General features: G+C 70.8%; 20 protein-coding genes and 2 tRNA genes. 16 read left to right on the top strand and 6 right to left on the bottom strand.

The window, feature by feature from the left end; translation table 11 throughout:
- Positions 1–43: 43 nt before the first annotated feature.
- From IPJ59_RS22035 to IPJ59_RS22015, 5 genes are all read left to right on the top strand, one after another.
- Positions 44–1258 carry a fimbrillin family protein gene (locus IPJ59_RS22035; RefSeq protein ID WP_293273177.1) on the top strand — a complete coding sequence of 405 codons (1215 nt, stop codon included), beginning with the start codon at positions 44–46 and terminating at the stop codon, positions 1256–1258.
- Positions 1259–1904: 646 nt separating this feature from the next.
- Complete coding sequence (locus IPJ59_RS22030) at positions 1905–3731, top strand: serine/threonine-protein kinase (protein ID WP_293273176.1); 1827 nt, start codon at positions 1905–1907, stop codon at positions 3729–3731.
- Between the two features lie 122 nt (positions 3732–3853).
- Positions 3854–5743: an IgGFc-binding protein gene (locus tag IPJ59_RS22025; protein ID WP_293273175.1), complete on the top strand. Its 1890-nt coding sequence runs from the start codon at positions 3854–3856 to the stop codon at positions 5741–5743.
- 131 nt (positions 5744–5874) lie between these two features.
- The gene (locus IPJ59_RS22020; RefSeq protein ID WP_293273174.1) at positions 5875–7851 is read left to right on the top strand and encodes an IgGFc-binding protein; all 1977 of its coding nucleotides are present in this window, start codon (positions 5875–5877) and stop codon (positions 7849–7851) included.
- Positions 7852–7907: 56 nt separating this feature from the next.
- On the top strand, positions 7908–8462 hold the full coding sequence (locus IPJ59_RS22015; RefSeq protein WP_293273173.1) for a tellurite resistance TerB family protein: 555 nt from the start codon (positions 7908–7910) through the stop codon (positions 8460–8462).
- Between the two features lie 65 nt (positions 8463–8527).
- Here the strand turns inward: IPJ59_RS22015 and IPJ59_RS22010 are convergent, their stop codons facing one another.
- Positions 8528–9085: an HD domain-containing protein gene (locus tag IPJ59_RS22010; protein WP_293251420.1), complete on the bottom strand. Its 558-nt coding sequence runs from the start codon at positions 9083–9085 to the stop codon at positions 8528–8530.
- Positions 9086–9143: 58 nt separating this feature from the next.
- Between IPJ59_RS22010 and IPJ59_RS22005 the strand changes: the two genes are divergently transcribed.
- Positions 9144–9791: a glutathione peroxidase gene (locus IPJ59_RS22005; protein WP_293273172.1), complete on the top strand. Its 648-nt coding sequence runs from the start codon at positions 9144–9146 to the stop codon at positions 9789–9791.
- A 179-nt stretch (positions 9792–9970) separates the two neighbouring features.
- Here the strand turns inward: IPJ59_RS22005 and IPJ59_RS22000 are convergent, their stop codons facing one another.
- On the bottom strand, positions 9971–10300 hold the full coding sequence (locus tag IPJ59_RS22000; RefSeq protein WP_293251416.1) for a hypothetical protein: 330 nt from the start codon (positions 10298–10300) through the stop codon (positions 9971–9973).
- Here IPJ59_RS22000 and IPJ59_RS21995 point away from each other — a divergent pair.
- The 7 genes from IPJ59_RS21995 to IPJ59_RS21965 all read left to right on the top strand — a co-directional run bounded on the left by IPJ59_RS21995 (position 10299) and on the right by IPJ59_RS21965 (position 19499).
- Positions 10299–11348 carry a hypothetical protein gene (locus IPJ59_RS21995; RefSeq protein WP_293273171.1) on the top strand — a complete coding sequence of 350 codons (1050 nt, stop codon included), beginning with the start codon at positions 10299–10301 and terminating at the stop codon, positions 11346–11348. The two genes, IPJ59_RS22000 and IPJ59_RS21995, sit on opposite strands and share 2 nt — an antisense overlap.
- Before the next feature lie 232 nt (positions 11349–11580).
- Positions 11581–12744 (top strand): hypothetical protein, encoded by a 1164-nt coding sequence (locus IPJ59_RS21990; protein WP_293273170.1) that lies wholly within the window; start codon positions 11581–11583, stop codon positions 12742–12744.
- Entirely contained in the window at positions 12741–14633 is a 1893-nt protein-coding gene (locus IPJ59_RS21985) for a CRTAC1 family protein (RefSeq protein WP_293273169.1), read from the top strand. The genes IPJ59_RS21990 and IPJ59_RS21985 overlap by 4 nt, the downstream gene beginning before the upstream one ends.
- A 195-nt stretch (positions 14634–14828) precedes the next feature.
- Complete coding sequence (locus IPJ59_RS21980) at positions 14829–17546, top strand: hypothetical protein (protein ID WP_293251408.1); 2718 nt, start codon at positions 14829–14831, stop codon at positions 17544–17546.
- A gap of 72 nt (positions 17547–17618) precedes the next feature.
- Positions 17619–17691: transfer RNA gene (locus IPJ59_RS21975), tRNA-Ser, on the top strand.
- 143 nt (positions 17692–17834) lie between these two features.
- Positions 17835–17905 (top strand) — tRNA-Glu (locus tag IPJ59_RS21970).
- A gap of 52 nt (positions 17906–17957) precedes the next feature.
- Entirely contained in the window at positions 17958–19499 is a 1542-nt protein-coding gene (locus IPJ59_RS21965; RefSeq protein ID WP_293273168.1) for a DUF4215 domain-containing protein, read from the top strand.
- Here IPJ59_RS21965 and IPJ59_RS21960 read toward each other — a convergent pair whose 3' ends face one another.
- From IPJ59_RS21960 to IPJ59_RS21950, 3 genes are all read right to left on the bottom strand, one after another.
- Positions 19500–20216 (bottom strand): hypothetical protein, encoded by a 717-nt coding sequence (locus tag IPJ59_RS21960; protein ID WP_293273167.1) that lies wholly within the window; start codon positions 20214–20216, stop codon positions 19500–19502.
- Positions 20213–21373, bottom strand: a complete 1161-nt coding sequence (carA, locus tag IPJ59_RS21955; protein ID WP_293251402.1) for a glutamine-hydrolyzing carbamoyl-phosphate synthase small subunit — start codon at positions 21371–21373, stop codon at positions 20213–20215. Before carA ends, IPJ59_RS21960 begins: the two co-directional genes overlap by 4 nt.
- 78 nt (positions 21374–21451) lie before the next feature.
- Positions 21452–22519, bottom strand: coding sequence for an aspartate carbamoyltransferase catalytic subunit (locus IPJ59_RS21950; RefSeq protein WP_293251400.1), 1068 nt, complete (start codon positions 22517–22519; stop codon positions 21452–21454).
- 119 nt (positions 22520–22638) lie between these two features.
- Between IPJ59_RS21950 and IPJ59_RS21945 the strand changes: the two genes are divergently transcribed.
- The 3 genes from IPJ59_RS21945 (at position 22639) to IPJ59_RS21935 (ending at position 25154) form a co-directional block, all read left to right on the top strand.
- On the top strand, positions 22639–23433 hold the full coding sequence (locus tag IPJ59_RS21945; RefSeq protein ID WP_293273166.1) for a competence/damage-inducible protein A: 795 nt from the start codon (positions 22639–22641) through the stop codon (positions 23431–23433).
- A 135-nt stretch (positions 23434–23568) separates the two neighbouring features.
- Positions 23569–24237, top strand: a complete 669-nt coding sequence (locus tag IPJ59_RS21940) for a hypothetical protein (protein WP_293273165.1) — start codon at positions 23569–23571, stop codon at positions 24235–24237.
- Positions 24177–25154 carry a TerC family protein gene (locus tag IPJ59_RS21935; RefSeq protein WP_293251394.1) on the top strand — a complete coding sequence of 326 codons (978 nt, stop codon included), beginning with the start codon at positions 24177–24179 and terminating at the stop codon, positions 25152–25154. The genes IPJ59_RS21940 and IPJ59_RS21935 overlap by 61 nt, the downstream gene beginning before the upstream one ends.
- A gap of 84 nt (positions 25155–25238) precedes the next feature.
- Here the strand turns inward: IPJ59_RS21935 and IPJ59_RS21930 are convergent, their stop codons facing one another.
- Complete coding sequence (locus tag IPJ59_RS21930) at positions 25239–26333, bottom strand: hypothetical protein (RefSeq protein WP_293251392.1); 1095 nt, start codon at positions 26331–26333, stop codon at positions 25239–25241.
- Positions 26334–26396: the final 63 nt, after the last annotated feature.

The raw sequence follows: 26396 nt of genomic DNA, 5'->3' as shown, positions 1-26396 counted from the left end.
TTTCCAGCCTTCTCATCGCCGCGAACTTCGGTACCGTGAGGCCATGATGTCCTCCGTCTCGAACACCGTTATTCGCGGACTCATGGTGGCGCTCGCCCTCACGGGCTGCGGCAAGGACAGCGGCTCCGACGACGGCGAGGACGTGGGCGGCGGCCCCGGCATCGGCAGCATCACCGCCACCGCCCCGGCCACCGAGGCCGGCACCAGCGCCGCCACCGAGGCGACCAGCAACGGCACCGGCGGCTCCGCCACGGACAACCCGCCCGCCGACACCGGCGACGACAGCAACGGCCCCAAGTTCGACCTCGGCGAGCCCCCCGCGACCAGCGGCCCCGTCGACACCGGCGACATCGACTGCAAGGCCGACCCCATGAACCCCGAGTGCATGTGCACGATCCCCGAGCACGTGCCCTGCGACAACGGCACCCAGAACCTGTTCAACGCCATCGGCCTCAACTGCCCCGGCGAGCTGCAGGTCAACGCCACCACCTTCGGCAACGTCGGCGCCATGGGCGTGCGCAGCAACTTCGGCCAGGCCGGCATCTACAACGCCCGCGAGGGCTCGCAGTTCGCCGTCCTCGGCAGCGGCCTGGTCGCCGACCTGAACCTCGTCACCCCCAACGGCGACAGCAACCTCGGCCCGACCCACTGCAACGACGAGCTCCCCGGCAACAACGACGTCGGCAACCCGATGCCCCCGATCAAGATCAACCAGGTCGGCGGCGACTGCACGCAAAACCCCGGCCTGATCGGCACCGGCGACTGCTCCAACACCCTCCAGGCCCAGTTCCAGGCCGGCGGCGCCGCCTTCGACTACGCCGAGCTGCGCTTCACCCTGCAGGTCCCGCCCGACGTCACCTCCTTCAGCTACGACTTCGCCTTCTTCTCCGTCGAATACCCCGACTACTACCAGTCGCAATACAACGACATGTATATCGGCTGGCTCGAGTCGGAGCAGTGGACCGGCAACATCTCCTTCGATCAGCAGGGCCACCCGATCTCGCTCAACGCCGGCTTCCTCGACTTCAAGGACGACGGCGGCAACCTCGCGGTGTTCGGCGGCACCTGCATGCGTCAGCACGCCGGCACCAACTGGCTGCAGACCACGGCCGGCGTCACCCCGGGCGAGCAGATCACCGTCGTGTTCGCGATCTTCGACCTCGCCGACCCGATCCTCGACAGCTACATCTTCCTCGACAACTTCAAGTGGGGCTGCGAGCCCACCGGCAACAAGCCCATGACCATGCCTCCCGGCTAGACGGCCACGGCCGCCGCGGACCCGACCCCTGGAACCGGTACCCGCCGCAGATCCTCCGCGGGCAACGCTTCGCACGTTTGAATGTCTCGTGGATCGGACAGCGAGCTCGCTGTCCGATCCACGAGCTGGCCGCACGTGCACTCCCATGCGCCACGCAACTCAATCGCGTCACGTGCACGTATTCCCGGATGCACGCAATCGGATCTGCGGCGGGTAACGGGTTCAGGGTGTCGGGCATCTTGCGGCCGATCACGGCCGCAAGCTGCCCGACTCGGCCCTGGCTTCGAACCACGCGATGCGATCAAGCCAGAGCCGCCGCCAGCGCCGTTCACGGCGTTACCGTGCGTGGGTGCGTGGGTGTGGCTGGCCGTGAATCCGCAGCCGGGTGGGCGAGCGAAGCGAAGCACGCCAGGCGAGGACTGAACGGCCAGCCACACCCACGCACCCTTGCGAGGCAACTCCGGCAAACCGCCAGTGCCCGCACAGGCCACCGTGAACATCGTCACGACATCCCTGTCGCCGCCCTCACCGAGCATCGTCTCGTGAAACAAGTGTTAGCCAGAATTCACAAATGACAGCACCTGATCGAAGCCCAGGATCAGAGCGGTGGACATCCTGCGCGATCCATGAAATCTCAGAGAGATTGGTGGAGATCCGGTTCACCTCGAGCAAGCAACCCCGGGCCTCGGCTGACGCCGAGCTGCCGCTCCCGGTCGTGCGCGCGCCGGATCTCTCGGGCCGCGTGCTCGGGGCCCGCTACAGCCTGCGCCGGCGGATCGGCGGCGGCAGCATGGGCACCGTCTACGAGGCGCGCGACATGACCCTCGGGACAGCCGTCGCCGTCAAGGTGCTCCACCCTGACTACTGCGGCGACGAGGACTTCCGCCGCCGCTTCCACCAGGAGGCCCTGCTCGGCGCCCGGCTCCGCCACGAGCACAGCGTCGCCGTCACCGACCTCGGCCAGAGCGACGACGGCCTGCTCTACTCGGTGATGGAGTTCCTCGAGGGTGAGAGCCTCGACGCCCTGCTCGAGGCCCGCCCCGGCCCGCTCCCGTGGCGCCGCGTCGTCACCATCGCCGTCCAGGTCTGCGCCGCGCTGCAGGCCGCGCACGACCGCGGCGTCATCCATCGCGACATCAAGCCTGGCAACTGCTTCCTGGTCCGCCGCGACGGCCACGACCCCGACCGGCGCCCGGATCGTGCCCTCGAGCGCGACCTCGACGAGGGCCCGCCCTTCACCTTCGTCAAGGTGCTCGACCTCGGCCTCGCGCGGCTGATGCCCAGCACCGGTCGGCCGACGCCGCCCGGCCGCCTCGGCGCCCCCGAGTACCTCGCCCCGGAGCAGATCCAGGGCTTCACCTGCGACCACCGCGTCGACATCTACGCGCTCGGCGTGATGATGTACATGCTGCTGACCGGCCGCTTGCCGTTCACCGGCGACAACCCGGCCGCGATCATGCGGATGCACATCGAGACCCCGCCGGCGCCCCTGCGCCGCGCCGCCGGCTCGGAGATCCCCGCCACCCTCGAGGCCGTGGTCCTGCGCGCCCTGGCCAAGGACCGCGCCGATCGCTACCCCAGCGCCCACGCGATGGCGCAGGCGATCCGTGGCGCCGCCGCCGACGCCGAGGCCGAGACGATCGCCATCCACGAGGCCGAAGCCGAACCCTCGGGCCTGTGGCGCCTCGGCATGCTGCCCGCCCGCGCGGCCCACCACCTCGGCGCTGGCCCAGGCGCTGGCCCAGGAGCTGGCCTCGGAGCTGGCGCCTCCACCTCGACCACGATGATCCTGGTGCCCGCCTTCGGCCGCGGTCCCAACCTACGCAGCGGCCTGCTCGGCCTGGTCCTCGCCCTCGCCGGCATCCTGCTCGCCGCGACGATCCCAGGCGGCCCCCGCGACACCTGGTTCGACGCCAGCGCGGCAGCCCTCGCTAGCGCCCCCACAGGCGCCGCCACGGCCCTCGCTGACCCGATCCCCACCACCGTGGACCCCGGCCCCACGATCCCGATCCCCGCCGCGGCACCCCACCCACTACCAGCGATCGAGGCGCCCGGCCCCGGGGTCCCGCCCGTACTCGCGATCGAGGCGTCCGGTCCACAGCTCAGCGGCCGCGCCCCCACGAACGACGACCACGCAGCGCAGCCCCCGAGGCCCCGCAAGCGCCCGCCTGCCGCCGAGCCCGAGCTCGCCTCACCGCGAACCCCTGGCGCCCCGCCCGAGGCCACCTTCCACCGCCTCATCGACACCGTCACCCCCGGCGTGCATCGGTGTATGCGCAGCCATGCTCCCCCGCTCGCCCGCCTGGAGCTCTCCTTGCAGGTCGGCGGCCCGCGCCACAACGGCGTCGCCATGGACCTCGGCGAGCACCAGGGCGACGCGGCCCTGCTCCGCTGCCTCGCCCCGCTGGTCTCTCGCCTGCGCTTCCCCGCCTCCGAGCAGGTGGCCCGCTACACCCACGTCTTCAAGCCCTGAGCGAGCCAACGGGAGCAAAGCTGGAGCCCCCGCTTCAGCCCCGCTTCAGCCCCGCTTCAGGTCCCGCTCCAGGTCGAGGCCGTGTTTGCGACGAGCCCGTGAAGCGTGCGAGTGTCGCCGACATGAATTGGACGCACGGAACCCCCGGCCCTCTCGCGCTCGCGCTGCTCCTCGCCGCCTGCGGCGACAACGGCGACGCCACCTCCTTCGCCAGCCAGACCGAGACCGGCCCCGGCCCGACCACCGTCACGCCCACCACCGGCACCCCGACGACCACCGGCACCCCCGATCTCACCACCGGCGGTCCCACCTCGGGTGAGACCACGATGGCGGTGATCAGCACCAGCGGCGACGCCAGCAGCAGTGGTGTCGCCGCCAGCACCGGCTCGACCCCTTGCGCCGAGGACACGATCGTCTGCGAAGCCGGCTCGGCCAAGGTCTGCGACGGTACCGGCGGCTACAAGAGCGAGGAGGCCTGTCCCGACGCCTGCATCGACGACGTCGGCTGCACCCCCTGCGTCCCCGACACCTACCAGTGCGTCGACATGCTCTCGCAGAAGTGCAACGACAAGTACGAGTGGGTCGACGCCGAGACCTGCGATCCGGTCCAGGGCGTCACCTGCGACCCCGGCACCGGCGAGTGCCTCGGCACCTGCTCGAAGCTCGCCCTCGGCACCAGCTACATCGGCTGCGACTACTTCCCCGCGACCCTCAGCAACCTGCACGAGACCCAGCCCTGGGTCTTCAACTACGCCGTCGTCGTCGCCAACACGACCGACGCCGCCGCCGACATCACCATCACCAAGGGCGACGGCGTGATCCAGATGACCAGCGTCGGCCCGGGCACCGCCAAGGTCATCAACCTCCCCTACGTCGACGCCCTCGTCAAACCCACCATCGAGGAGGCCGGCCCGACCGTGCTGGTCGTCGACGGCGCCTACCGCCTGCGCTCGACCCAGCCCGTCACCGTCTACCAGTACGAGCCGATCGAGTACGAGGTCGGCGGCTCCTTCTCCTACACCAACGACGCCAGCCTGCTGCTGCCGACGCACATCTGGACCGGCAGCTACATGGTCGCCTCGCGCAACCACTGGACCACCGGCAACTTCTACCTGCCCGGCTTCTACGCCGTCGTCGCCCGCGAGGACGACACCACCGTCACCCTCACGCCCGGCGCCACGGGTGCCTCCGTGTACGCGGGCGCCGGCGTCAAGTCCAACGGCACCGGCCAGATCAAGCTCAACGAGGGCGACGTGCTCGAGGTCTTCACCAAGACCACCGGCCAGATCCCCGACGCTGACCTCACCGGCACCCTCGTCAGCTCCGACAAGCCGGTCGCCGTGTTCGGCGGGCACAAGTGCACCCAGGTCCCCCTCGGCACCCAGGCCTGTGACCGCCTCGAGGAGGCCATGCTGCCGATCGAGACCCTCGCCAAGAGCTACATCGTCACCCCCCCGCTGATCCCCACCGGCGGCAACGTCCCCAAGGCCGAGATGGTCCGCGTCATCGCCACCGAGGACGCCACCACGATCAGCTACGAGCCGCCGCAGAACGGCGCCCCGACGATGCTCGCCAAGGCCGGCGACTGGTTCGAGATGTCGGCCAACTTCACCGACTTCCAGATCACCGGCGACAAGAAGATCCTGGTCGCCCAGTACATGCAGGGCCAGGGCAACGACAGCTCCGGCGACCCCGCCATGACCCTCGCCGTCGCCACTGAGCAGTTTCGCGACAGCTACCTGGTCCACGCCCCGCTCAGCTACGAGAACAACTACGCCAACCTGGTCGCCCCGAGCGACGCCAAGATCACCCTCGACGGCCAGCCGGTCAACGGCTTCAAGCCGATCGGCACCACCGGCTACAGCGTCATGCGCGTCACCCTCAGCAACAACATGGACGGCAACCACTCCCTCGCCGGCGACAAGCCCTTCGGCGTCACCGTCTATGGCTACGGCCAGTACACCAGCTACTGGTACCCGGGCGGCCTCGACCTCAAGCTCATCCCCGGGTGAAGCACCTGTCTCCGGGGCCTGGGTCCTGTGGCCTGGGTCCTGGGGCCTGGATCCTGGGGCCTGGGTCCTGGGGCCCCCCGGCAGGACATCGGCGATTGCGGCCCGCACGCAGAGCTGAGAGGCTCCGATGCATGAGCATTCGCCTACCCTCCTCCCCGCACGCCCTCTTCTGTCTCGGCCTCGTCGCCTCCGCCTGCAGCGACGACGGCACCGCGACCACCACCACCGGCGAGTCGAGCAGCACTGGCACCGCCGCCAGCGCCACCGACAACCCGACCACCGTGGCGCCCACCAGCGAGACCCCGACCACCGACGTCCCGACCGGGGGCACGATGGGCGGCACCGAAGGCACCACCGGCCTCACCACCGCGGGCCCGACCACCGACGCGTCGACCGGCACCACCATGGGCGTGGTTACCCAGACCACCAGCGGCGACAGCACCTCGATCGGCGACAGCACCAGCGCCGGCTCGAGCGGTTCGACCGGCGGCCCCCCCTGCGACGCCGGCACGATCATCTGTGAAGGTGACACCGCCAAGACCTGCGACGGCATGGGCGGCTTCACCGACGAGACCCCCTGCGACAACGGCTGCGCCCCGGACCTCGGCTGCCTGTTCTGCGTCCCCAACGAGGCCAAGTGTGAGGGCGAGATCTCGAAGGTCTGCAACGCCGAGGGCACCGCCGAGGACGAGTACTTCTGCGACGGCGTCCAGGGCGTCACCTGTGACGCCAACAGCGGCCAGTGCCTCGGCAACTGCGCGCCCAAGTCGCTCGGCACCAGCTACATCGGCTGCGACTACTACCCCACCGTCACCGCCAACATCGTCGCCAACAACTTCAACTTCGCCGTCACCGTCGCCAACACCACTGACAGCAACGCGAAGATCGTGATCGAGAAGAACGGCCAGGTCATCAAGAACGACATGGTCGGCCCGCAGAGCGTCAAGGCCATCACCCTCCCGTGGGACCTCACCCTCAAGAGCGTGCAGAACCCCCCGGCCTCGATCAACGTCAAGGGCGGCGCCTACCGCCTGCGCTCCGACCAGCCGGTCACCGTCTACCAGTACAACCCGCTCGAGTACCAGCTCAACGGCGGCAACTCGTTCACCAACGACGCCTCGCTGCTGCTCCCCGTCAACGTGTGGAGCGGCGACTACTTCGTGGTCGCCCGCAACACCTGGGACGCCGTCAACTTCGGCACCCGCATCTCCGGCTTCTACGCCGTCACCGCCAGCGAGAACGGCACCACCGTCACCCTCAGCCCCTCCGAGACCGGCAAGCTGGTCAAGGCCGGCGGCGGCGTCCAGGCCGACGGCACCGGCCAGATCATGCTCAACCGCGGCGACGTGCTCGAGGTCTTCTCGTCCGAGGTCAACGGCAACCCCAGCATCGCCGACGTCACCGGCACCCGCGTCAAGGCCGACAAGCCGATCCAGGTCATCGGCGGCCACATCTGCTCGTTCGTCCCCTTCGACGTCGGCTACTGCGACCACCTCGAGGAGTCGATGTTCCCCTACGAGACCCTGGCCAAGAAGTACATCGTCACCCCGCCGCTGATCCCCACCGGCGGCAACGTGCCCAAGGCCCAGATGGTCCGCATCGTCGCCACCGAGGACGACACCAACCTCACCTACGACCCGCCCCAGGGCGCCCCCGCGAACATCGCCAAGGGCGGCCAGTACATCGAGATCCTCCAGACCAAGGCCGACTTCGAGGTCACCTCCGACAAGAAGATCATCATCGCCCAGACCATGCTCGGTCAGGACGCCGGCGGTAACTCGGGCGACCCCGCGATGGCCCTCGCCGTCGCCACCGAGCAGTTTCGCAAGACCTACCTGTTCCACGCGCCGATCAACTACGAGACCAACTACGTCAACATCGTCGCCCCGATGGCCGCCAAGGTCACCCTCGACGCCGTCGCCGTCGGCGGCTTTACGCCGATCGGCGCGACCAACTTCGGCGTCGCCCGCGTCAAGCTCGGCAACAACATCGACGGCAACCACGACGTGAAGTCCGACCTCCCGGTCGGCATCAGCGTCTACGGCTACGGCCAGTACACCAGCTACTGGTACCCCGGCGGCCTCGACCTCGAGACCCTCCCGCAGTAGCCACTCGCCAGGCACATTGACATGGCGCGGGCCAATGATACGGTGCGGCCCGCGCCATGTCGATCCATCCTACCGACCAAGAAGACGCCTACTTCCGCAAGCAAGACCAGGAGCTCCGCGAGAAGCTCCGCGCCCAGCTGAGCGAGGCCGCCACCGACCTCGGCAACAGCAAGAAGGACACGCTGTCGATCGCCCAGCGGATCCAGGCCCTCGGCTTCTCGGGCGCCCGCCTCCGCGTCTTCGACCTCATGCCCCTCATCCACATCGCCTGGGCCGACGGCTCGGTGTCCCGCCAGGAGCGCGCCGCGATCCTCGACATCCTCAAGGGCCGCGGCCTCGAGCACGGCAGCGAGCCCTACCTCCTGATCGAGACCCTGCTCGAGGTCCGCCCCTCGGAGCAGTTCCTGAGCGAGAGCCTCGACGTGCTCCGCCTCGTGGTCGGGGACGCCCGCGCGGAGAACATCGTCGAGCTGTGCCTGCAGGTCGCCAACGCCTCCGGCGGCTTTATGAACGTCGGCAACGTCTCGCCCGAGGAGCGAGCCCAGCTCGCCGCGATCGCCGACAAGCTCGGACCCGCCGCCCGCGACGCCTTTCATCGCGAGCTCGGCTGACCGCTCGGGCCCTCACGCCGTGAGCCCCACGGCGCTCACACAGCTGCGTCAGCTCGGCGTGCCGCTCACGCAGTGAGCCCCGCGTAACGCTCACACAGCTGCGACAGCTCCGCGTGCAGCCGCGGCGGCAGCTTGTCCCGCAGCGCCGCCAGCAGCTCCCCGTGCAACCACCGCTGCTGCGCCGGCGGAGCGTTGAAGCGCCCCAGCACCCCGGCCCCGAGCGCCTCGAGGTCGGCCACCAGCGTGCGTAGATTGTGCAGCTTGTCGCAGCCGACGATCAACGCGCTGCGGGCCGACACCTCGCGCAGGTGGGCCACATAGTCGTGCTTGCGCTCGAGCCACGGCCGCTTGCTCCCCGGCGCCTCGTCCGGCCCCGTATCGGTGCAGTCGCCGACGATCGCCGCCACCCCCGCGCCGAAGCTCGCCGCCACCTGCTCGAGCGTCGCCGGCGTATCTTCCACGACGTCATGCAGCAGGGCCGCCGCCGCCTGCTCGAGATCGCCGCCGTGCTCGAGCACGAGGCCGCTGACCTGCAGCAGGTGGCTGACATACGGGATCTGCGTACCCTTGCGGGTCTGGGATCCGTGGGCCGAGACGGCGAAGGCGAGGGCCAGGGCGAGCATTGGGTCAATCTACCAGCGCCCGCTCGACAGCCGCGGCCTGATCTCCTAATGCTGTCGCATGCTCCGATCCACCGCCGTCCTCGTCGCCCTGTCCCTCGTCGCCTGCGGCGCAGCCCCGGCCGCCAAGACCGAGCCCACCAAGACAGCGCCCACAAAGACCGAGCCCACCAAGACCGACGCCGCCGCCAAGCCCGCCCCGCTGGCCGCCGCCGGGCCGATCCTCGACCACAGCGTCGAGACCCTCGAGGGCACCAAGGCCAGCCTCGCCGACTACCGCGGCAAGGCCGTGCTGCTCGTCAACGTCGCCTCCGAGTGCGGCTACACCCCGCAGTACGCCCAGCTGCAGGAGCTCTACGGCCGCTACAAAGATCGCGGCCTGGTCGTGCTCGGCTTCCCCTCCAATGACTTCGGCGGCCAGGAGCCCGGCGACGCCGCCCAGATCAAGGAGTTCGTCACCAGCAAGTACGCCGTCGACTTCCCGATGATGGCCAAGGTCCACGCCAAGGGCCCGGAGATCGCCCCGCTCTACAAGACCCTCAGCGAGGACACCCCCGACGGCATCAAGGGTGAGGTGAAGTGGAACTTCACAAAATTCCTCGTCGACCCGAGCGGCAAGGTCGTCGCCCGCTTCGAATCCGCGGTCGAGCCGATGGGCCCTGAGCTCACCGCCGCCGTCGAGAAGGCCCTGCCCACGAAGACCCCCTAGCACCCTGCGATGGCGCCAACGCCATCACTTGCAGCTGCATGAACGCCGCGCGCAGGCAGGACCGAAGTTCGCGAATGCCGAGGTCGTGGCTGGGTGTGCAGCAACGACGCCTCCCCGTTTCTTGGCCGAGGGCCTGTGTTACGACGAGGCCCACGGAGAGATGACACCCAGATGAAACACTATCTAACCTTGATTTCCGCCATCGGCGGGCTCGCGCTCACCGCCTGCGCCGACGACGGCGGCGCCATCACCACGGAGACGGCGGGCACGACGAGCTCGACCTCGACGACCGAGGTCTCTACCTCGACGAACCCCGTCACGACGGAACCGCCGACCACCACGGAGCCCCCGACCACCACCGTCGGGTCGACCACCGACGTCAGCAGCACCACCGACGTCGTCAGCACGACCGACGCGTCGACGACCGACGTGTCCACGGCCAGCACCACCGACATCTCGACCGGATCGTCCGGCGACCCGTCGGGCTCGACCGGCGGCAGCACCGGCATGGTCGACCTGTGTACCAACGGCGTGCAGGACCAGGACGAGACCGACGTCGACTGCGGCGGCGCCATCTGCGGCGACTGTCAGGACGGCCAGCTCTGCACCGTCAACGAGGACTGCGTGTCGGTCGCCTGCGCCGGCGGCACCTGCGTGACACCCGAGTGCACCACGGACCTCGACTGCGCGGCGCAGGACGACATGTGCAACACGGGCACCTGCGACCTCAACACCTTCACCTGCGCCAAGACCCCGGTGGCCGACGACACGGCCTGCGACGACGCCAATCTCTGCACCCTGATGGACGTGTGCACCGCGGGCGTGTGCGCCGGCGCGCTCAAGGACTGCAAGGCGAATGACACCACGTGTGGGATCGGCGCCTGCAACGCGGACAGCGGCCTCTGCGAGACCCTGCCCGACGACAAGAAGGACGGCGTCGCCTGCGACGACGCCAACGGCTGCACCGCGAACACGACCTGCCTCGCAGGCTTCTGCGGCGACCCGAACAACAAGGGCTACGCGTTCTACGAGCCCTTCCTCGACAACACGGCCGGCTGGACCCTCGACACCAACTGGGAGATCAAGCCCGCCGTCGTGTCCCCCGCGGGCAGCGGCGGCACCGGCACCGACCCGGCCGACGACCACACGGCGACGATGGACAAGGGCGTCGCCGGCACGCTCGTCGGCGGCCTGCTCACCGACGGCAACACCCCCCTCAATACGCAGCGCTGCTTGACCTCGCCGAAGGTCAACACCGCCGGGCTGCCGACCGTGTGGTGGACCTTCTGGCGCCACCTCCACTCCGACTACACGCCCTACTCGATCCAGCGCCTGGAGGTGTTCAACGGCAACGCGTGGATCCTGCTCGAGACGGGCTACGCGAACAACGTGACCAACGACCCCAACTGGAAGGAGATCAAGTTCGACGTCACCGCCCACAAGAACGCCAACATGCAGGTCCGGATCTGCCACTCGCGCGGCGCCGGCGGCTCCTACGACCATGGCGGCTGGAGCGTCGACGACGTGACCATCTCCCAGGTCTCGTGCACCCCCTGAACCGGCACGCCCGCGCGGGCGACCCCGCCGGGACGATCTTCGTGACCATGTAATTCGCGACTCGCTCGGGACACTCACCGAGCGAGCCGGCGATTCCGGATCCCGGCTGCCTTGATCAGCCGCGGCCCCCTCCATTACAACGGGGCCTCGCGCTTATCACCTCGGGTCGTGACGCCGCTCTCGGCACCACGCTCGCCGGGCTATCCCATCACCGAGAGATCGACCGATACCCATGACCTTCCTCCAGCTCTGTCCCCCCCTCGCCCGCACCATGTCGGGCGCCTCCTTCGCCGCCCTCCTCCTCGCCGCCTGCGGCGACGACAGCACCGGCACAACGGAGAGCAGCTCCACGAGCAGCACCGGCGACAGCAGCGACGACACCACCGGCAACCAGACGACCGTCACGCCGACCACCGACGCCTCGACCACCGACGTCCCGACCACCGACACCCCGAGCACCAGCGCGACCGGTAGCAGCACCGATCCCGGCACCACCACCAGCCCGGACACGACCACCGGCAACACCACCACCGGCAACACCACCACCGGCGACACCACCACCGGCGACACCACCGGCGGCAGCACCGGCGGCACCGCCGTGTGCGGCGACGGCGTCGTCGACGACGGCGAGGTCTGCGACGACGGCATCAACGACGGCGCCTACAACGGCTGCATGCCCGACTGCCAGGCCGTCGGCCCGTTCTGCGGCGACGCCGAGGTCAACGGACCCGAGACCTGCGACGACGGCAACGACGACAACGAGGACGGCTGTACCACCGCCTGCGCCCCCGCGAGCTGCGGCGACGGCATCATCGAGATGCCCGAGGAGTGCGACCAGGACAACCTCAACGGCGCCGACTGCCTGTCGCTCGGCTTCACCGACGGCATGCTGCAGTGCGCGGTCGACCAGTGCACCTTCGACACCTCCGCCTGCGTCGGCTGCGGCGACGGCCTCAAGCAGGACAACGAGACCTGCGACGGCGACGACCTCGGCGGCGAGGACTGCGTCTCCCAGGGCTTCGCCGGCGGCGGCACCCTGCTCTGCGCCCTCGCCTGCGACGAGTTCGACACCTCGCAGTGCATCGACGCCGTCTGTGGCAACGACACCATCGAGGGCGGCGAGGTCTGCGACGGCAACGACCTCGGGGGCGCCGACTGTGCCAGCGTCGACCCCAACGTGTTCGCCGGCGGCACTCTGGCCTGCAACAACAGCTGCGACGACTTCGACAGCTCCGGCTGCAGCTCCGGCGGCTGCTGCGATACGGGCGACCCCGGCATCTGCACCGTCGGCCCGATCGAGGACTGCGTGTGCGCCCAGGACCCGTTCTGCTGCGAATTCTTCTGGGACGGCATCTGCGCCGACGAGGCCCTCGGCTGCGGGGCCATCTGCCCGTGAGCCCCCCGGCACGGCCCGTCCGAGCGGCCTCCTCAAACAGCTCGCCGAGCTGGGGGCCGCTCGCCGCGCTGTGCCTCGCGTGCAACGCCGCCGCCCAACCCGGCGCCGACACGCACGCCGCCGACACCGGCGGCACCTCGCTCCCGACCACCAGCGACGCCAGCGACGCCCCACCGAGCTCGAGCGACCCCGCCCCCACTGACACCGACGACCACGCCAGCGACCCCGGCACCGGCACCGGCTCGGCCGGCTCGGCCGGCTCAGCCTCGGGCGGCAGCGGCGGCACCGACACCGTCGACACCGAAGCCCCGCCCCCGGGCAGCGTGCGCTTCACCGAAGTCAGCGCCGCCGCCGGCCTCACCTACACCCAGGGCGAGTTCCACAAGCCCCCGACCTGCCTCGTCGACGCCACCGCGATCAACAAGCCCGGCCACTTCTGCACCGCCGAATGGTACTCGGGCGGCGTCGCGGTCGGCGACTACGACAGCGACGGCCACCTCGATCTATTCGCCACCCGCATCTACGGATCCGGCGTGCTCCTGCGCGGCGACGGGCTCGGCCACTTCGTCGACCGCACCGCCGAGGCTGGCCTCGATACCGTGCAGAACACCAACGGCGCCGCCTGGGGCGACCTCGACAACGACGGCGACCAGGACCTCTACCTCACCAACATCGGCGGCACCCGCCACTACCTCTTCATCAACGACGGCGCCGGCCACTTCAGCGAGGAGGCCCTGCTGCGCGGCGCCGGCATCGAGAGCAAGCTGCAGCACACCGGCAACACCCCCGCCCTCGGCGACTACGACCTCGACGGCTACCTCGACCTCTACGTCGGCGAGTACCGCACCCAGCTCGCCCTCGGCGACGACCCCTCGCACGCCCGCCTGCTGCACAACCAAGGCGCCAAGTCCCCCGGCCACTTCGAGGACGTCACGCTAGCCGCCGGCGTGGCGATCGAGGACGTGCACCTCCAGGTCAAGATCAAGTACCCGATCGCCGGCGTGCTCGCCCTCTCCCCCGGCTTCGCCGACCTCGACGACGACGGCTACCCCGACCTCGTCATCACCAGCGACTTCGGCTGCAGCCGCCTGTTCTGGAACCAGGGCGACGGCAGCTTCCTCGACGGCACCGTCGCCGCCGGCGTCGGCACCGACGAGAACGGCATGGGCACCGCGATCGCCGACTTCGACGGCGACGGCGACCTCGACATCTTCGTCACCTCGATCGCCGGCGCCGGCGAGAAGACCGGCAACCGCATGTACCGCAACGACGGCGACCGCCACTTCAGCGACGCCACCGACTTCGCCGACGTCCGCGACGGCGGCTGGGGCTGGGGCACCGCCTTCCTCGATCACGACAACGACGCCGACCTCGACCTCGTCATGACCAACGGCTGGAACGCCGACCTCTACCTCATGGACCCCATGCGCCTGTGGGACAACCAGGGCGACGGCACCATGCTCGAGATCTCCGCCATGGCCGGCGTCACCGACGACCACCAGGGCCGCGCCCTCGTCACCCTCGACCACGACGAGGACGGCGACCAGGACCTCGTGGTCGTCAACTTCGCCCGCACCCCGCTCCTCTACCGCAACGACAGCGACATCCCGAACGGCTGGCTCCGCGTCGCCGCCCGCGGCGTCGACTCCAACCGCGACGGCCGCGGCGCCCGCGTCCGCGTCCGCATCCGCCCTGGTGAACCCTGGCAGGTGCGCGAGATCGGCGGCCCGAGCCTGTTCCTCGGCCACAGCGAGCTCGTCGCCCACTTCGGCCTCGGCCCCGGCGACGACCCCGTCGCCGAGCTCGAGGTCCACTTCCCCGCCACCGACGAGACCGTCACCCTCGAGAACATCCCACGCAACCAGCGGCTCACCATCAGCGAACCGTGAGCCGCACGTGACCCGGCTCCGGGCGCCTGAACCACGCGCCTGAACCACGCGCCTGCACCACGCGCCTGCACCACGCGCCTGCACCACGCGCCCGAAGCCCGCGCGCCCGCGCGCCCGACCGTCCACCGGTTCCCTCGCCCCGCCACCTCTGCCATGCTGCGGCCCCGCACGGCCGCACGGCCGGAGGAGACCCCGATGGCCATCGAGAACCGGCAGAAGATCCCCGTCCCGCGTCGCTCCTTCCTGTGGTCGCTCAACGAGACCTCGGGCGAGATCCTCACGCACATCGGCCCCACCGAGTTCACCCCCAGCGCCAACGACCGCATCGTCCGCTCCAACGGCCGCGGCGGCTACGAGCCGGCGCCGATGGAGGCCCGCCCCTTCGTCATCGCCCGCGACGGCGAGTACGTCCTGCTCGAGAACCCGATCCTCGTCGAGCAGGCCGACAGCGGCGCCAACGCGGGCTTCATCCCCGGCGGCAACAAGGAGAAGGAGCTCCGCCTCGGCACCAAGAAGATCATCCCCGGACCCTGCGCCTTCCCGCTGTGGCCCGGCCAGTCCGCCGAGGTCCGCCCCGCCCACAAGCTCGGCGCCAACCAGTACCTGCTCGTCGAGGTCGTCGGCGCCGTCGACGAGTCGGCCCATTACTTCAAGCTCGTCATCGACTCCGCCAAGCTCTCGAGCGTCTTCATCGACGCCGACGACGAGGCCCAGCCCGGCAGCGGCGGCGCCAGCAAGCCCGAGAACGCCGGCAAGGCCGCCCCCCTGCGCGTCGGTCAGCGCATCGTCATCCAGGGCCGCCACACCCAATTCTTCATCCCGCCCTCCGGCATCGAGGTCGTCCCCGCCCTCGAGGACGACGGCCGCAGCCGCGAGGACGACGGCGTCGCCACCCTCCCGCCGGGCGCCGTCGAGGAGCTCGCCCGCCTGCTCGCCCAGGTCGGCGAGGGCCTGTCCGTGCGCCAGTTCAGCGTCCTCAAGAACGAGCTGCGCCACCGCCAGGACCTCAGCACCGGCGAGCGCGCCGTGATGCTCAGCGCCCTCGACGAGGCGTGGAACGACCGCGCCCAGAAGAAGGGCGGCAAGGCCAGCGACGGCAGCTCCCGCGCCGCCAGCGACCCCTACTCGCGCCGCGCCGTCATCCTCGGCCCCAAGAACTTCTGCTACCTGTTCGACGCCGACGGCAAGCCGCGGATCGTCCGCGGCCCCGCCCGCGTGTTCCCCGGCCCGCACGACACCTTCATGATCCGCGGCTCGCGGCGCCGCGTGTACGACGCCTACGAGCTCGGCGAGCACCAGGCCCTCTACCTCCGCCTCATCTCCCCGGTCTCGCGCGCCCAGCTGCTCACCCGCCTGCCCGCCGGCACCGCCGTCGAGGCCCGCGAGCAGTTCGAGGCCGGCTACGAGTTCCTGGTCCGCGGCCTCCCCAGCGTGTTCTTCCCGTTCATCGAGGCCGAGGTCCTCAATCCCCTCACGCGCGAGCCCCACGTCGGCAACGACCACGACAACGTCGTCCTCAGCGCGATCGGCATCGACCAGAAGTCCGGCATCTACGTCCGCGACCTCCGCACCGGCATGGTCAAGATGGTCCGCGGCGAGACCTCCTACCTGGTCGACCCGCGCTGCGAGGAGCACGTCCACCGCAACGTCCCGCACGACCGCTGGAACCTGTGGATCGGCCACGCCGAGCCGCACAAGGTCACCACCGCCGCCGTCACCACCCCCTGGGCCCTGTCGGTGATCATCCCCAACAACGAGGCCGTGCTGATCACCTCCCGCCACGGCCGCCGCGTCGTCACCGGCCCGCGCACCGAGCTGCTCGAGTTCGAGGAGCAGCTCACCTCGATCAAGCTCAGCAAGGGCAAGTCCAAGGACGGCCACACCACGATCACCACGGCCTTCCTGCGCATCCAGGGCGGCCGCGTCGCCGATAACTTCGAGGTCGAGTCCTCCGACTTCGTCCGCTTCCGCGTCAAGCTCGGCCTCGCCGGCAGCTTCGAGGGCGAGCCGGAGCGCTGGTTCAACGTCGAGGACCCCGTCAAGCTGCTCGCCGACACCGTCCGCGCCCGCATCCGCGAGGCCGCCCGCACCCAGCAGGCCACCCAGATCCTGCAAGACCTGCCCGCCCTGGTCCGCCAGGCCCTGTTCGGCGAGCAGAGCACCCTCAGCTTCAGCGACAACGGCATGGTCCTCTCCAGCGTCGACGTGCTCGGGGTCCAGGTCGCCGACTCCGCCCTCGCCGAGCTGTTCGGCAACGTCCAGCGCGAGGCCGTCTCGCTGCAGCTGCAAGATCAACAGGCCCGCCGCCGCGTCGAGTCGACCCGCAACCGCGATCACATCGACGCCGAGGAGCACAGCCTCCAGCGCAGCGCCAGCCAGCGCATGGCCGAGACCTCGCGCGCCGAGGCCACCGACGGCCACACCGTCGAGCTGCACAAGCTCGGCCTCGCCGCCGACCGCGACGACCTCAAGCAGGCCCGCAAGCAGCGCCTCGAGCAGGCCGTCGCCGAGTTCGCCCTCGCCAGCCAGGCCGCCCGCTCCGCCTCCGCCGCGGCGCTGCGCGTGCAGACGGCCGAGGCCGAGGCGCGCGCCTCGGACCTCGCCAACGTTGCCACCCAGGCCCACGCCCGCGTCATGGCCGAGATCGATCAGCAGACCGCCGCCGCCTACGCCAGCGCCGACGCCGTCCGCCTCGCCGCGATCCAGACCGAGCTCGTCGGGGCCCTCCACGCCGCCGCCGACGCCGAGGTCATGAAGGCCGCCGCCAACAACATGAACTTGGTCGCCCTCCTCGGCGGCAAGAGCCCCGCCGAGCTGTTCGGCCAGCTGCTGCGCGGCTCGCCGCTCGAGCGCAGCAGCGAAGGCATGCGTGAGCGCGCCGCCACGCCCACCCCGCCGACCACCAAGAAGTGACGCGCTTGCGAGGCCTCCCCGGCCGCGGGTATCCTGCGGCCGAGGGGTCGCCACGTGGGCGTGTTGTCACCATACACTTGGCGTAGCTGGTAAACGCGCAGACCTCGAGAGTCTGAAATCGCGGGTTCAAATCCCGCAATGTACACCCCGACGGCCGTCGGGCGACCCCTCGTTCACAACCGTCGTCACCTGTCCCTCGCGCCAGGTCGATCGGGCGCGCCGCTTGCCTCGCGCCGACCCGCGGCCGCATACTCGCCGCGAGGGGTCCGCCACGTGGGCGTTGGCTTTACATTTCGCCCAACTGGTAGGGCGATCGAAATTCAATCGATAGGCTGAGGGTTCAAGTCCCTCAATGTCCCAGGTCTCCGTCGGGCGGCCCCTCGCTTTCCCTGCAACCTGGCTCGACCGACCGTGCACACCCGATCCCCGGCCACCGCCACCGCCACCCTCGCCTGCGCCCTGCTGCTGGCCGCCTGCGCCGGCGGCGGCGAGTCGACGAGCATCAGCGGCGCCTCCGTCCCGGTGACGGTCTCCGACCCCACCGCCAGCGCCACCGAGAGCAGCGCGACCGAGGCCACCCCCACGACAACCGCCAGCGCCCAGGACCTGGGCGTCGCCACCACCGCGGCCGACCCCATCTGCGGCAACGCCACCGTCGAGGGCGACGAGCAGTGCGACGACGGCAACGACGTGGACACCGACGAGTGCACCAGCACCTGCGAGCTGGCCGCGTGCGGCGACGGCTTCGTCCAGCCCCCCGAGGTCTGCGACGACGGCAACAGCGACGACGCCGACGCCTGCTCGAGCACGTGTCAGCCCGCCGCCTGCGGCGACGGCATGATCCAGCCGCCCGAGGCCTGCGACGACGGCAACCAGGCCGACGACGACACCTGCACCTCCAAGTGCGCCCTCGCGGCCTGCGGCGACGGCTTCATCCAGCCCGGCGAGGCCTGCGACGACGGCAACAAGGTCGACGCCGACGACTGCACCAACGCCTGCGCCCTCGCCTCCTGCGGCGACGGGGCGCCCCAGCCCGGCGAACAGTGCGACGACGGCAACAAGGTCGACACCGACGCCTGCCTCAGCACCTGCCTCGCCGCCGCCTGCGGCGACGGGGCCGCCCAGGCCGGCGTCGAGGAGTGCGACGACGGCAACCAGAGCAACAGCGACGAGTGCACCGTCGCCTGCAAGCTCCCGACCTGCAGCGACGGCCTCAAGAGCGGCAAGGAGAGCGACGTCGACTGCGGCGGCGGCACCTGCAACGACTGCAACAAGGGCAAGGCCTGCGCCGCCGACACCGACTGCGTCACCGGGGCCTGCGTCAACGGGGCCTGCAACCTCCCGACCGCCTGCAAGCAGCTCAAGAGCGGCCTGCCCATGACCGCCAGCGGCGTCTACACCCTCGACACCGACGGCGACGGCCCCAAGCAGCCCTTCGACGTCTACTGCGACATGACCACCGACGGCGGCGGCTGGACCCTCGCCGGCCGCTCACGCAACACCCCGAGCAACCCCGGCTGCGCCGGCACCGACAACTTCAACGGCTTCGGCTGGCGCACCGCCGCCGGCAGCGTCAACGACGACAACCAGGCCTACGCCCTCGACGTCGCCGGCAAGGGCGTCGCCTTCACCCAGATCCTGTTCGGCAACCACGCCGGCACCAAGGCCTTCGCCGGCAGCATCTACCGCCACACCGTGCAGGCCAACTTCATCGACGTGCACATCAACAGCCACTACTCGATCGGCGAGCCCGCCACCGTGCAGGGCGCCTGCGGCGGCGGCACCACCAACATGTTCAACTGGATCGGCTTCACCGGCAACACGAGCAGCTTCCACTTCCGCGACGTCGACGGCCCCGACTTCGGCCTGTTCCCCACCGGCTGGCGCTCCTGCTACGACACCTGCGTCGGCGGCAACATCAACGGCCTCCCCGGCATGATCTTCGTCCGCTGATCAGCCGAACGCCGCCAGCCCGCCCCTGCGGGCCCGCGTCCACTGCAGCCGCATGCGCCGCAGCTGCATCAGATCGAGGCCCTGCCCGGGCGCGCGCCAGTGCTGCTCGTGCGCCCGCGTCAGCCGCCCCAGGATCTCGAGCGGGTACGCGATCGGCGGGCGACACACCCGCGCCCCCTCGCGCGTGAACACCACCCGCAGCTCCCACAGCGCTGCGAGCCGCCCGCGCTCGCCGAGCGTCGCCAGCAGCGGATCGTCGACCCGCAGACACAGCCCGCGGATGCGCCCGCGCAGCAGCGCCGGCCGCCCCGGCCACACCTCGAACAGCCCGACCTGCGAGCGCGCCAGCGCCTGCACCGCCCCGTCGGCCTCGACGCCCGGCACCCGCCCGTGCGCCGCCCGCCACGCCCAGGTCTCGCCCGGATTGCCGAGCTCCGCCTCGCACAGCGCCCAGTCGATCCGCGTCGCCTGCAGCAGATCGTGATCGCGGTCGCCGGCGCCGAGGCGACCGACCTGCTCGTCCCAGCGCGCCATCAACGGCGCCGCCCGCTCCGGCGCCGCCGCGAACACGGCCTCGGCGAGCCGATCGAGCTGTCCCTCCCACCATGTCCGATCCGACATGTCCGGAAGGTCAGGCCCGACCCGGATCAGCCCGCGCTCCGGCATCAAGCTGGCCAGGCTCGGGTGGCGCCCGACCACCACCGGCTCGCGGCTCACGCCGACCGCGCCCGCACCCGCTGGCGCCGGACCTGGGCCACGAACGCGGCCAGCAGATCGGCCGCGTCGTGCGGCCCGGGCGAGGCCTCCGGGTGGTACTGCACGCTGGCGATCGGCCGATCGCGCAGGCGCAGCCCCGCCGCCGTGTCGTCGAAGAGGTTGCGGTGGGTCAGCACCGCCCCGACCCCGAGCGACGTCATGTCGACCGCGAAGCCGTGGTTCTGGCTCGTGATCGCGACCCGCCCGCTGTCCTCGTGCCGCACCGGATGGTTGCCACCGTGGTGCCCGAACTTCAGCTTGTAGGTCCGCCCGCCGAGCGCCAGCGCGAGCAGCTGGTGCCCGAGGCACACGCCGAACACCGGCACGTCGATGCGCGCGAGCAGCAGCCGCAGCTGCTCGATCACCCCGGTCGCCGCCGCCGGGTCGCCCGGCCCGTTGCTCAGCAGCACCCCGTCCGGCCGCAGCGCGACGATCTCCGCCGCCGTCGTGCCCGTCGGCACCACCGTCACCCGCGCCCCCTCGTCGCGCAGGCGCCGGAGCAGGTTCAGCTTGACCCCGAAGTCCCAGCACACCACGTGCACGTCGGTCGGCGGCGCCGTCACGCCCCAGCTCGGGCTGTCCCAGGTGTAGCGCTGCGGCGTGCTCACCCGCAGCGTCAGGTCCTGGCCCTCCATCGTCGGCGCCGCGCGGGCCAGCCGCAGCAAGCCCTCGACGTCCGCCCCATCGGTGGACAGCGCCGCCATCACCGCCCCCGCGTCGCGCAGGTGCCGGGTCAGCGCCCGCGTGTCGAGCTCGCAGATCCCCGGCACCCCGCGCGCCGCCAGGTAGCCCGGCAGGTCCTGCGTCGCCCGCCAGTTCGACGGCCGCGCCGCCAGGCTGCGGACCACCAGCCCCGCGCAGCCGTGCCCGCGCGACTCCTCGTCGTCCGGGTTGACGCCGACGTTCCCGACCTCGGCCACCGTCAGGCACACCAGCTGCCCGGTGTACGACGGGTCCGTCACGATCTCCTGGTAGCCCGACATCGCCGTGTTGAACACCAGCTCGCCGACCGCGGTCGTGCGCGCGCCGAAGCCGACGCCGCGAAACACCCGCCCGTCGGCCAACACCAGCAGCCCCGGCCCCCGATCGCTCGCGCCCGCCGCAGACTCCGCGCTCATACCACCTGCTCCTTGAGACATGTCCCTGCGGACACCCCACACGCACGGACCAGGACCGGACCGCCTCAGACTCCGCGCTCATACCACCTGCTCCTTGAGACATGTCTCCGCGGACACCCCACACGCGCGCGCCAGGACGGCCATCCGCACCGCGACGCCGAGCGTCACCTGCCGCAAGATGCGGCTGCGCGGGCCGTCGGCCACCTCGTCGGCGATCTCGACCCCACGGTTCATCGGCCCCGGGTGCAGCACCACCCCGCCCGGCGCGAGCCGCCCGAGCCGCGCCTGCGTGAGACCCCAGGCCGCGTGGTAGCTGGCGTCGTCGGGCAGGCGCAGGTCGGCCGGCAGCCGCTCCCGCTGGATCCGCAGCATCATCGCCACGTGCGCGCCCGTCAGCGCCGCGTCGAGATCCGGCGCCAGGCCGACGCCAAATTCTCGGGCCAGCTCCGCCGGCGCCAGCGAGCCCGGCCCCGCGATCACCAGCTCCGCCCCCAGCGTCCGCAGCAGCCGGAGGTTCGATCGACCGACCCGGCCGTGCCGCAGATCGCCGCAGATCGCCACCCGCAGCCCGTCCAGCGCCCCCGGCACCGGCTCGCGCCCGAACGCCTCGAGGATCGTCAGCGCGTCGAGCAGCGCCTGCGTCGGGTGCTCGTGCACGCCGTCGCCCGCGTTGACCACCCGCGCCCGCAGCTGCGAGCACAGCCACAGCGGATAGCCGTCGCGCCCGTCGCGGACCACCGCCGCGTCGAAGCCCATCGCGTCGAGGTTGTGCAGCGCGTCGAGCTCCGTCTCGCCCTTCGCCGCCGAGCTCGCGCCGTCGTGCTGGAAGTCGACCACCTGCGCCCCGAGCCGCCGCGCCGCGACCTCGAAGCTCAGCCGCGTGCGCGTGCTCGGCTCGTTGAACAGGCTCAAGATCAGCGCGCCGCGCAGCGCCACTCGCCCGCGCGGCCCGTCACCGGCCGCCAGCGGCACGAGGGCACGCGCGGCCGCCAGCAGCTCGCAGGTCGCGTCGAGATCGAGATCCCCGATCTCACACAGGTCACGACCGGGGCGCCGCACCCCCACCGCGAAGGACGCCCCCACCGCGGACGGCGCGCTCTGCACGCTCTGGAAATCAACCCCGCTGGTGCCGACTGCCGCGCGCATGTCCATGCCTCCCGCCGACGCCGAACTACCCCCCGCCCGCCGCCGACGTCAAGCGCGGGCGCCCGTCGATCGCTCACAGGAGCCCGGCATGCTGTTACCCTCGCGCCAAGGACCCGCGCATGGCCCCCGAGCTCACCGTCACCCCGACCGCGGCCGTGCTGCTCATCGGCAACGAGCTGCTGAGCGGCAAGATCCGCGATCAGAACGGCCACAACCTGGCGAAGATGATGCGCCGGCGCGGCATCCGGCTGCTCGAGGTCTGCACCGTCGAGGACCAGCTCGGCGCCATCGGCGACGCCCTCCTGCGCCTCCTGGCCCGCACCCCCCTGGTGTTCACCTCCGGCGGCGTCGGCCCCACCCACGACGACGTGACCATGGAGGCCATCGCCCTCGCCCTCGGTCGCCCGCTGCAGCGCGACCCGGCGATGGAGCGCCTGCTGCGGAGCCACTTCGGCGAGCGCATCACCCCCGCCGCGCTCAAGATGGCCGAGCTCCCCGCCGGCACCGAACTCACCGCGGAGCACGGCTGGCCGGTGATGCGCCTGCGCGTCGACGATCGCCGGATCTACGTCCTCCCCGGCATCCCCGAGCTGTGCCTGGCCAAGATCGAGGCCCTCGAGGCGATCCCCGGCGAGCTCCCCGACGCCGGCGGCTGGGCCCTCTGGCGCCTGCACACCGAGCTCGACGAGGCCGACCTCGCCGCCCCCCTCAACCGCGTCGTCGCCGACTTCGCCAGCGTCGAGATCGGGTCCTACCCCCGCTGGAGCGCCGACCCGCAGGGCCGCCTGCGCTGCGTCGTGCGCGTCACCTTCGAGGCCACCGGGGCGCAGCGACACCTCGCCCGCGCCGCCCGCGACGCCCTCGCCAGCGCGCTCGGCCCGGCGCAGCTGCTCCCCGACGACCCGACCCCCTGATCCAAGCCAGTCCAAGGCAGCCCGTGCCAGTCCGAGCGGACGCCGGTACCTCGGTGCCACCTCGTCCAGCCCGTGCGCCAGCGGACGCCGGTCCCTGGGTGCACGCTCCCGTCCGGACGTGCTAGCTTGCCCGCCATGCGCCGCACGCTCCCTGCGCTCATCATCACCAGCGCCCTCCTGGCGGGCTGTCAGCAGGAGAAGAAGGACCTGCTGGCCCTGCCCAAGGCCTACGACCCGGCCGGCACCGACCTCACCTTCAACAAGAAGAACCTCGAGGCGTTCAACTTGATGAGCAAGGACGCCCGCAGGGACCACGTCAAGCAGCTCAAGACCACCCCCGGCAGCTTCACCGGCCAGGCGATCTTCCAGAGCGGCAACGGCCTCGCGCCCACCGTCGAGGACTCGCAGTACGGCGCCTACGAGCTGTTCGCCCACGTCCCCGATCCCGTCCTCTACGAGATCACCTTCGAGTACCAGGTCTTCACCACCCCGGAGCTCGGCAAGCCGCTCGCGCCGAACTTCCCGATCGCCTTCCGCGGCACCCTCGTCGACCTCGACTTCACCGACGAGACCAAACCCCGCAAGCTGACGCTGCGCGTCAAGGCCGACCACGTGGAGACGATCACCGACAAGACCCCCGCCGGCCCCCCAGGGCGCTGGCGCCGCCGCTGCTCCCGCTGGCGCTCCTGCTGCACCGGCCGCTCCTGCCCCCTGAGCCGCCCCCGGCCGAAAGCAGCCCCGCCTTGTTCCATACCGTCGGCTCGCCCCTCTCCTGGGGCCTCTTCCTCCTCGGCTTCTTCGTGATCCTGGCGCTCGATCTGGGCGTCTTTAACCGCAAGCCGCACCGCGTCACGATGGGCGAGGCGCTGCGCTGGTCCGTCGTCTGGGTCGCGCTCAGCCTCGCCTTCAACGCCTACGTCTATTACGCCTACGGCCAGGAGAAGGCGCTCGAGTTCATGAGCGCCTACTTCATCGAGGAGGCGCTCAGCGTCGACAACATCTTCGTGTTCGTCGTCCTGTTCCGCTACATGCGGATCCCCGCGGAGTACCTCCACCGCGTGCTGTTCGCAGGCATCCTCGGCGCCTTGATCCTGCGCGGCGTGTTCATCGGCGCCGGCCTGGCGCTGATCGAGATGTTCACGTGGAGCCTCTACCTGTTCGGCGGCTTCCTCCTGCTCACCGGCCTGCGCCTGCTCTTCGTCAGCGGCGACGAGGGCGAGCCGAGCGGCGGCCAGAAGGACAATTGGGTCAAGCGCATGGTCGAGAAGTACCTGCGCGTCACCAAGGAGTTCGACGGCCCGCACTTCTTCACCCTCCGCGAGGGTCGCCGCTACGCCACCCCGCTGTTCGTGACCCTGCTGATGGTCGAGACCGCCGACGTGGTGTTCGCCCTCGACTCGATCCCCGCGATCTTCGGCATCACGACGGACCCCTTCATCGTGTTCACCAGCAACATGTGCGCCGTCATGGGCCTGCGCTCGATGTTCTTCCTGCTGGAGAACGTGATCGACCGCTTCCACCTGCTCAAGTACGGCCTCGGCCTGGTGCTCAGCTTCGTCGGCACGAAGATGATCCTCGGCATGGGCCTCGGCAGCTACCTCGCCCCCTACCACATCCCGGTGAAGGTCTCGCTCGCGGTGGTCGCCGGCCTCATCCTCAGCTCGGTGCTCCTCAGCCTGCTGTTCCCGCCGCGCGCCACCCACGACAAGCCGAAGCCCTGAACGAGCGCCGGGCCGCGAACGCAAACGGACCGCGAACGGGCCCCGCACACGAACCCTGCCCACGGGCCCTGAGGCCGCAGCAGCTCAGCCCGGCGGCTTCTTGCGCATCCCGCCGAGCTTGAGCTTCTGCCCGCCCGCGGCCGGGTCAGCGCGGGTCGCCTCCGGGGTCGAGGCGCCGCTGGTGCCCGCCACCTGCGACGGCCGCGGCGTGCCCGGGCCTGGCCGCGCCTCGCCCTCATCGACCTGCGTCACCGGGTCGTCGCCGGCCAGCTCGGCGAGCCGGGCCTCGCGCATCGCCTCTTCCTCGAGCTTGAGCACGGCGAGCCAGCGCTCGTCGGTGAAGTTCACGGTCCCGTCGGTCGCGACCACGAAGTCCGCGCGCGGCGTGAACGGCCGCACGAACGCCTCCTTGACCGGCTGCATACGGATGTCACGAAACACGATCGCCACGCACTCGCCGACGTTCTCGGGCAGCACCCCCGGCTCGACGCGGTTGACCAGCGTGCGGCCGTCGCGGTCCATCAGCGACAGCCCCTGGACCTGGTAGCGCCCGGCCGAGACCCGGTTGACCAGGCAGCCGCGCGCCTTCTCGGCCGCGATCGCCTGCTGCTTGCGCAGCAGCAGCAGGGCCTCGTCCGAGTGGTCCTCGGCCTGGTAGCCGAGGCTGACCCAGTAGATCACGTCGATGAACTGGACCACCCCGCTCTTGTTGGTGGTCCAGCGAATCGCCTTGATCGCCTTGCTGAGGCACGCGTACATCGACTCGTCCTGGAAGCCGGTCTCGACGATCTCGGTGCGGAGCACCTCGCCGGCCGGGTTGATGCGCGTGCGGATGCGGATCTGGCCCTCGGGCACGCCGAGGAAGGTCGTCTCGCCGTCCTGCTGCCCGAGCTTCATCGTCTCGATCGCCCGGTTGACGAAGCACAGCGCCGCAGGCACCCGCAGGCTCTGGGCGATCTCGTTGAGCCGCGTGCGATCGAAGAGGGTGTCGGCCTTCTTCGACGGCATGAGGATCACGCCCTCGCTCGAGCGTCGCACCGCCTTGTCGACATAGCGCCGGATCTGCGACTGCGTGTTCATCCCCGTCGGCGGCACCACCTCGTCGCGGCGCCCCTTGCCGCTGCAGCCGCCCATGCCGCCCAACAGCAGCGCACCCGCCACCAGGGGCAGCAAATGCACCAGCAGGCCCCCTCGCGCCATTCGCGCGGCCACACTCGTGGCCACCTTTGTGGCCCCTGGCGA

The sequence above is a fragment of the Nannocystis sp. genome, from assembly GCF_016714285.1.
Lineage (GTDB): Bacteria > Myxococcota_A > Polyangia > Nannocystales > Nannocystaceae > Nannocystis.
Note: the sequence above shows the minus strand (reverse complement) of the source record. Positions and strands in the feature narration are given on the sequence as shown.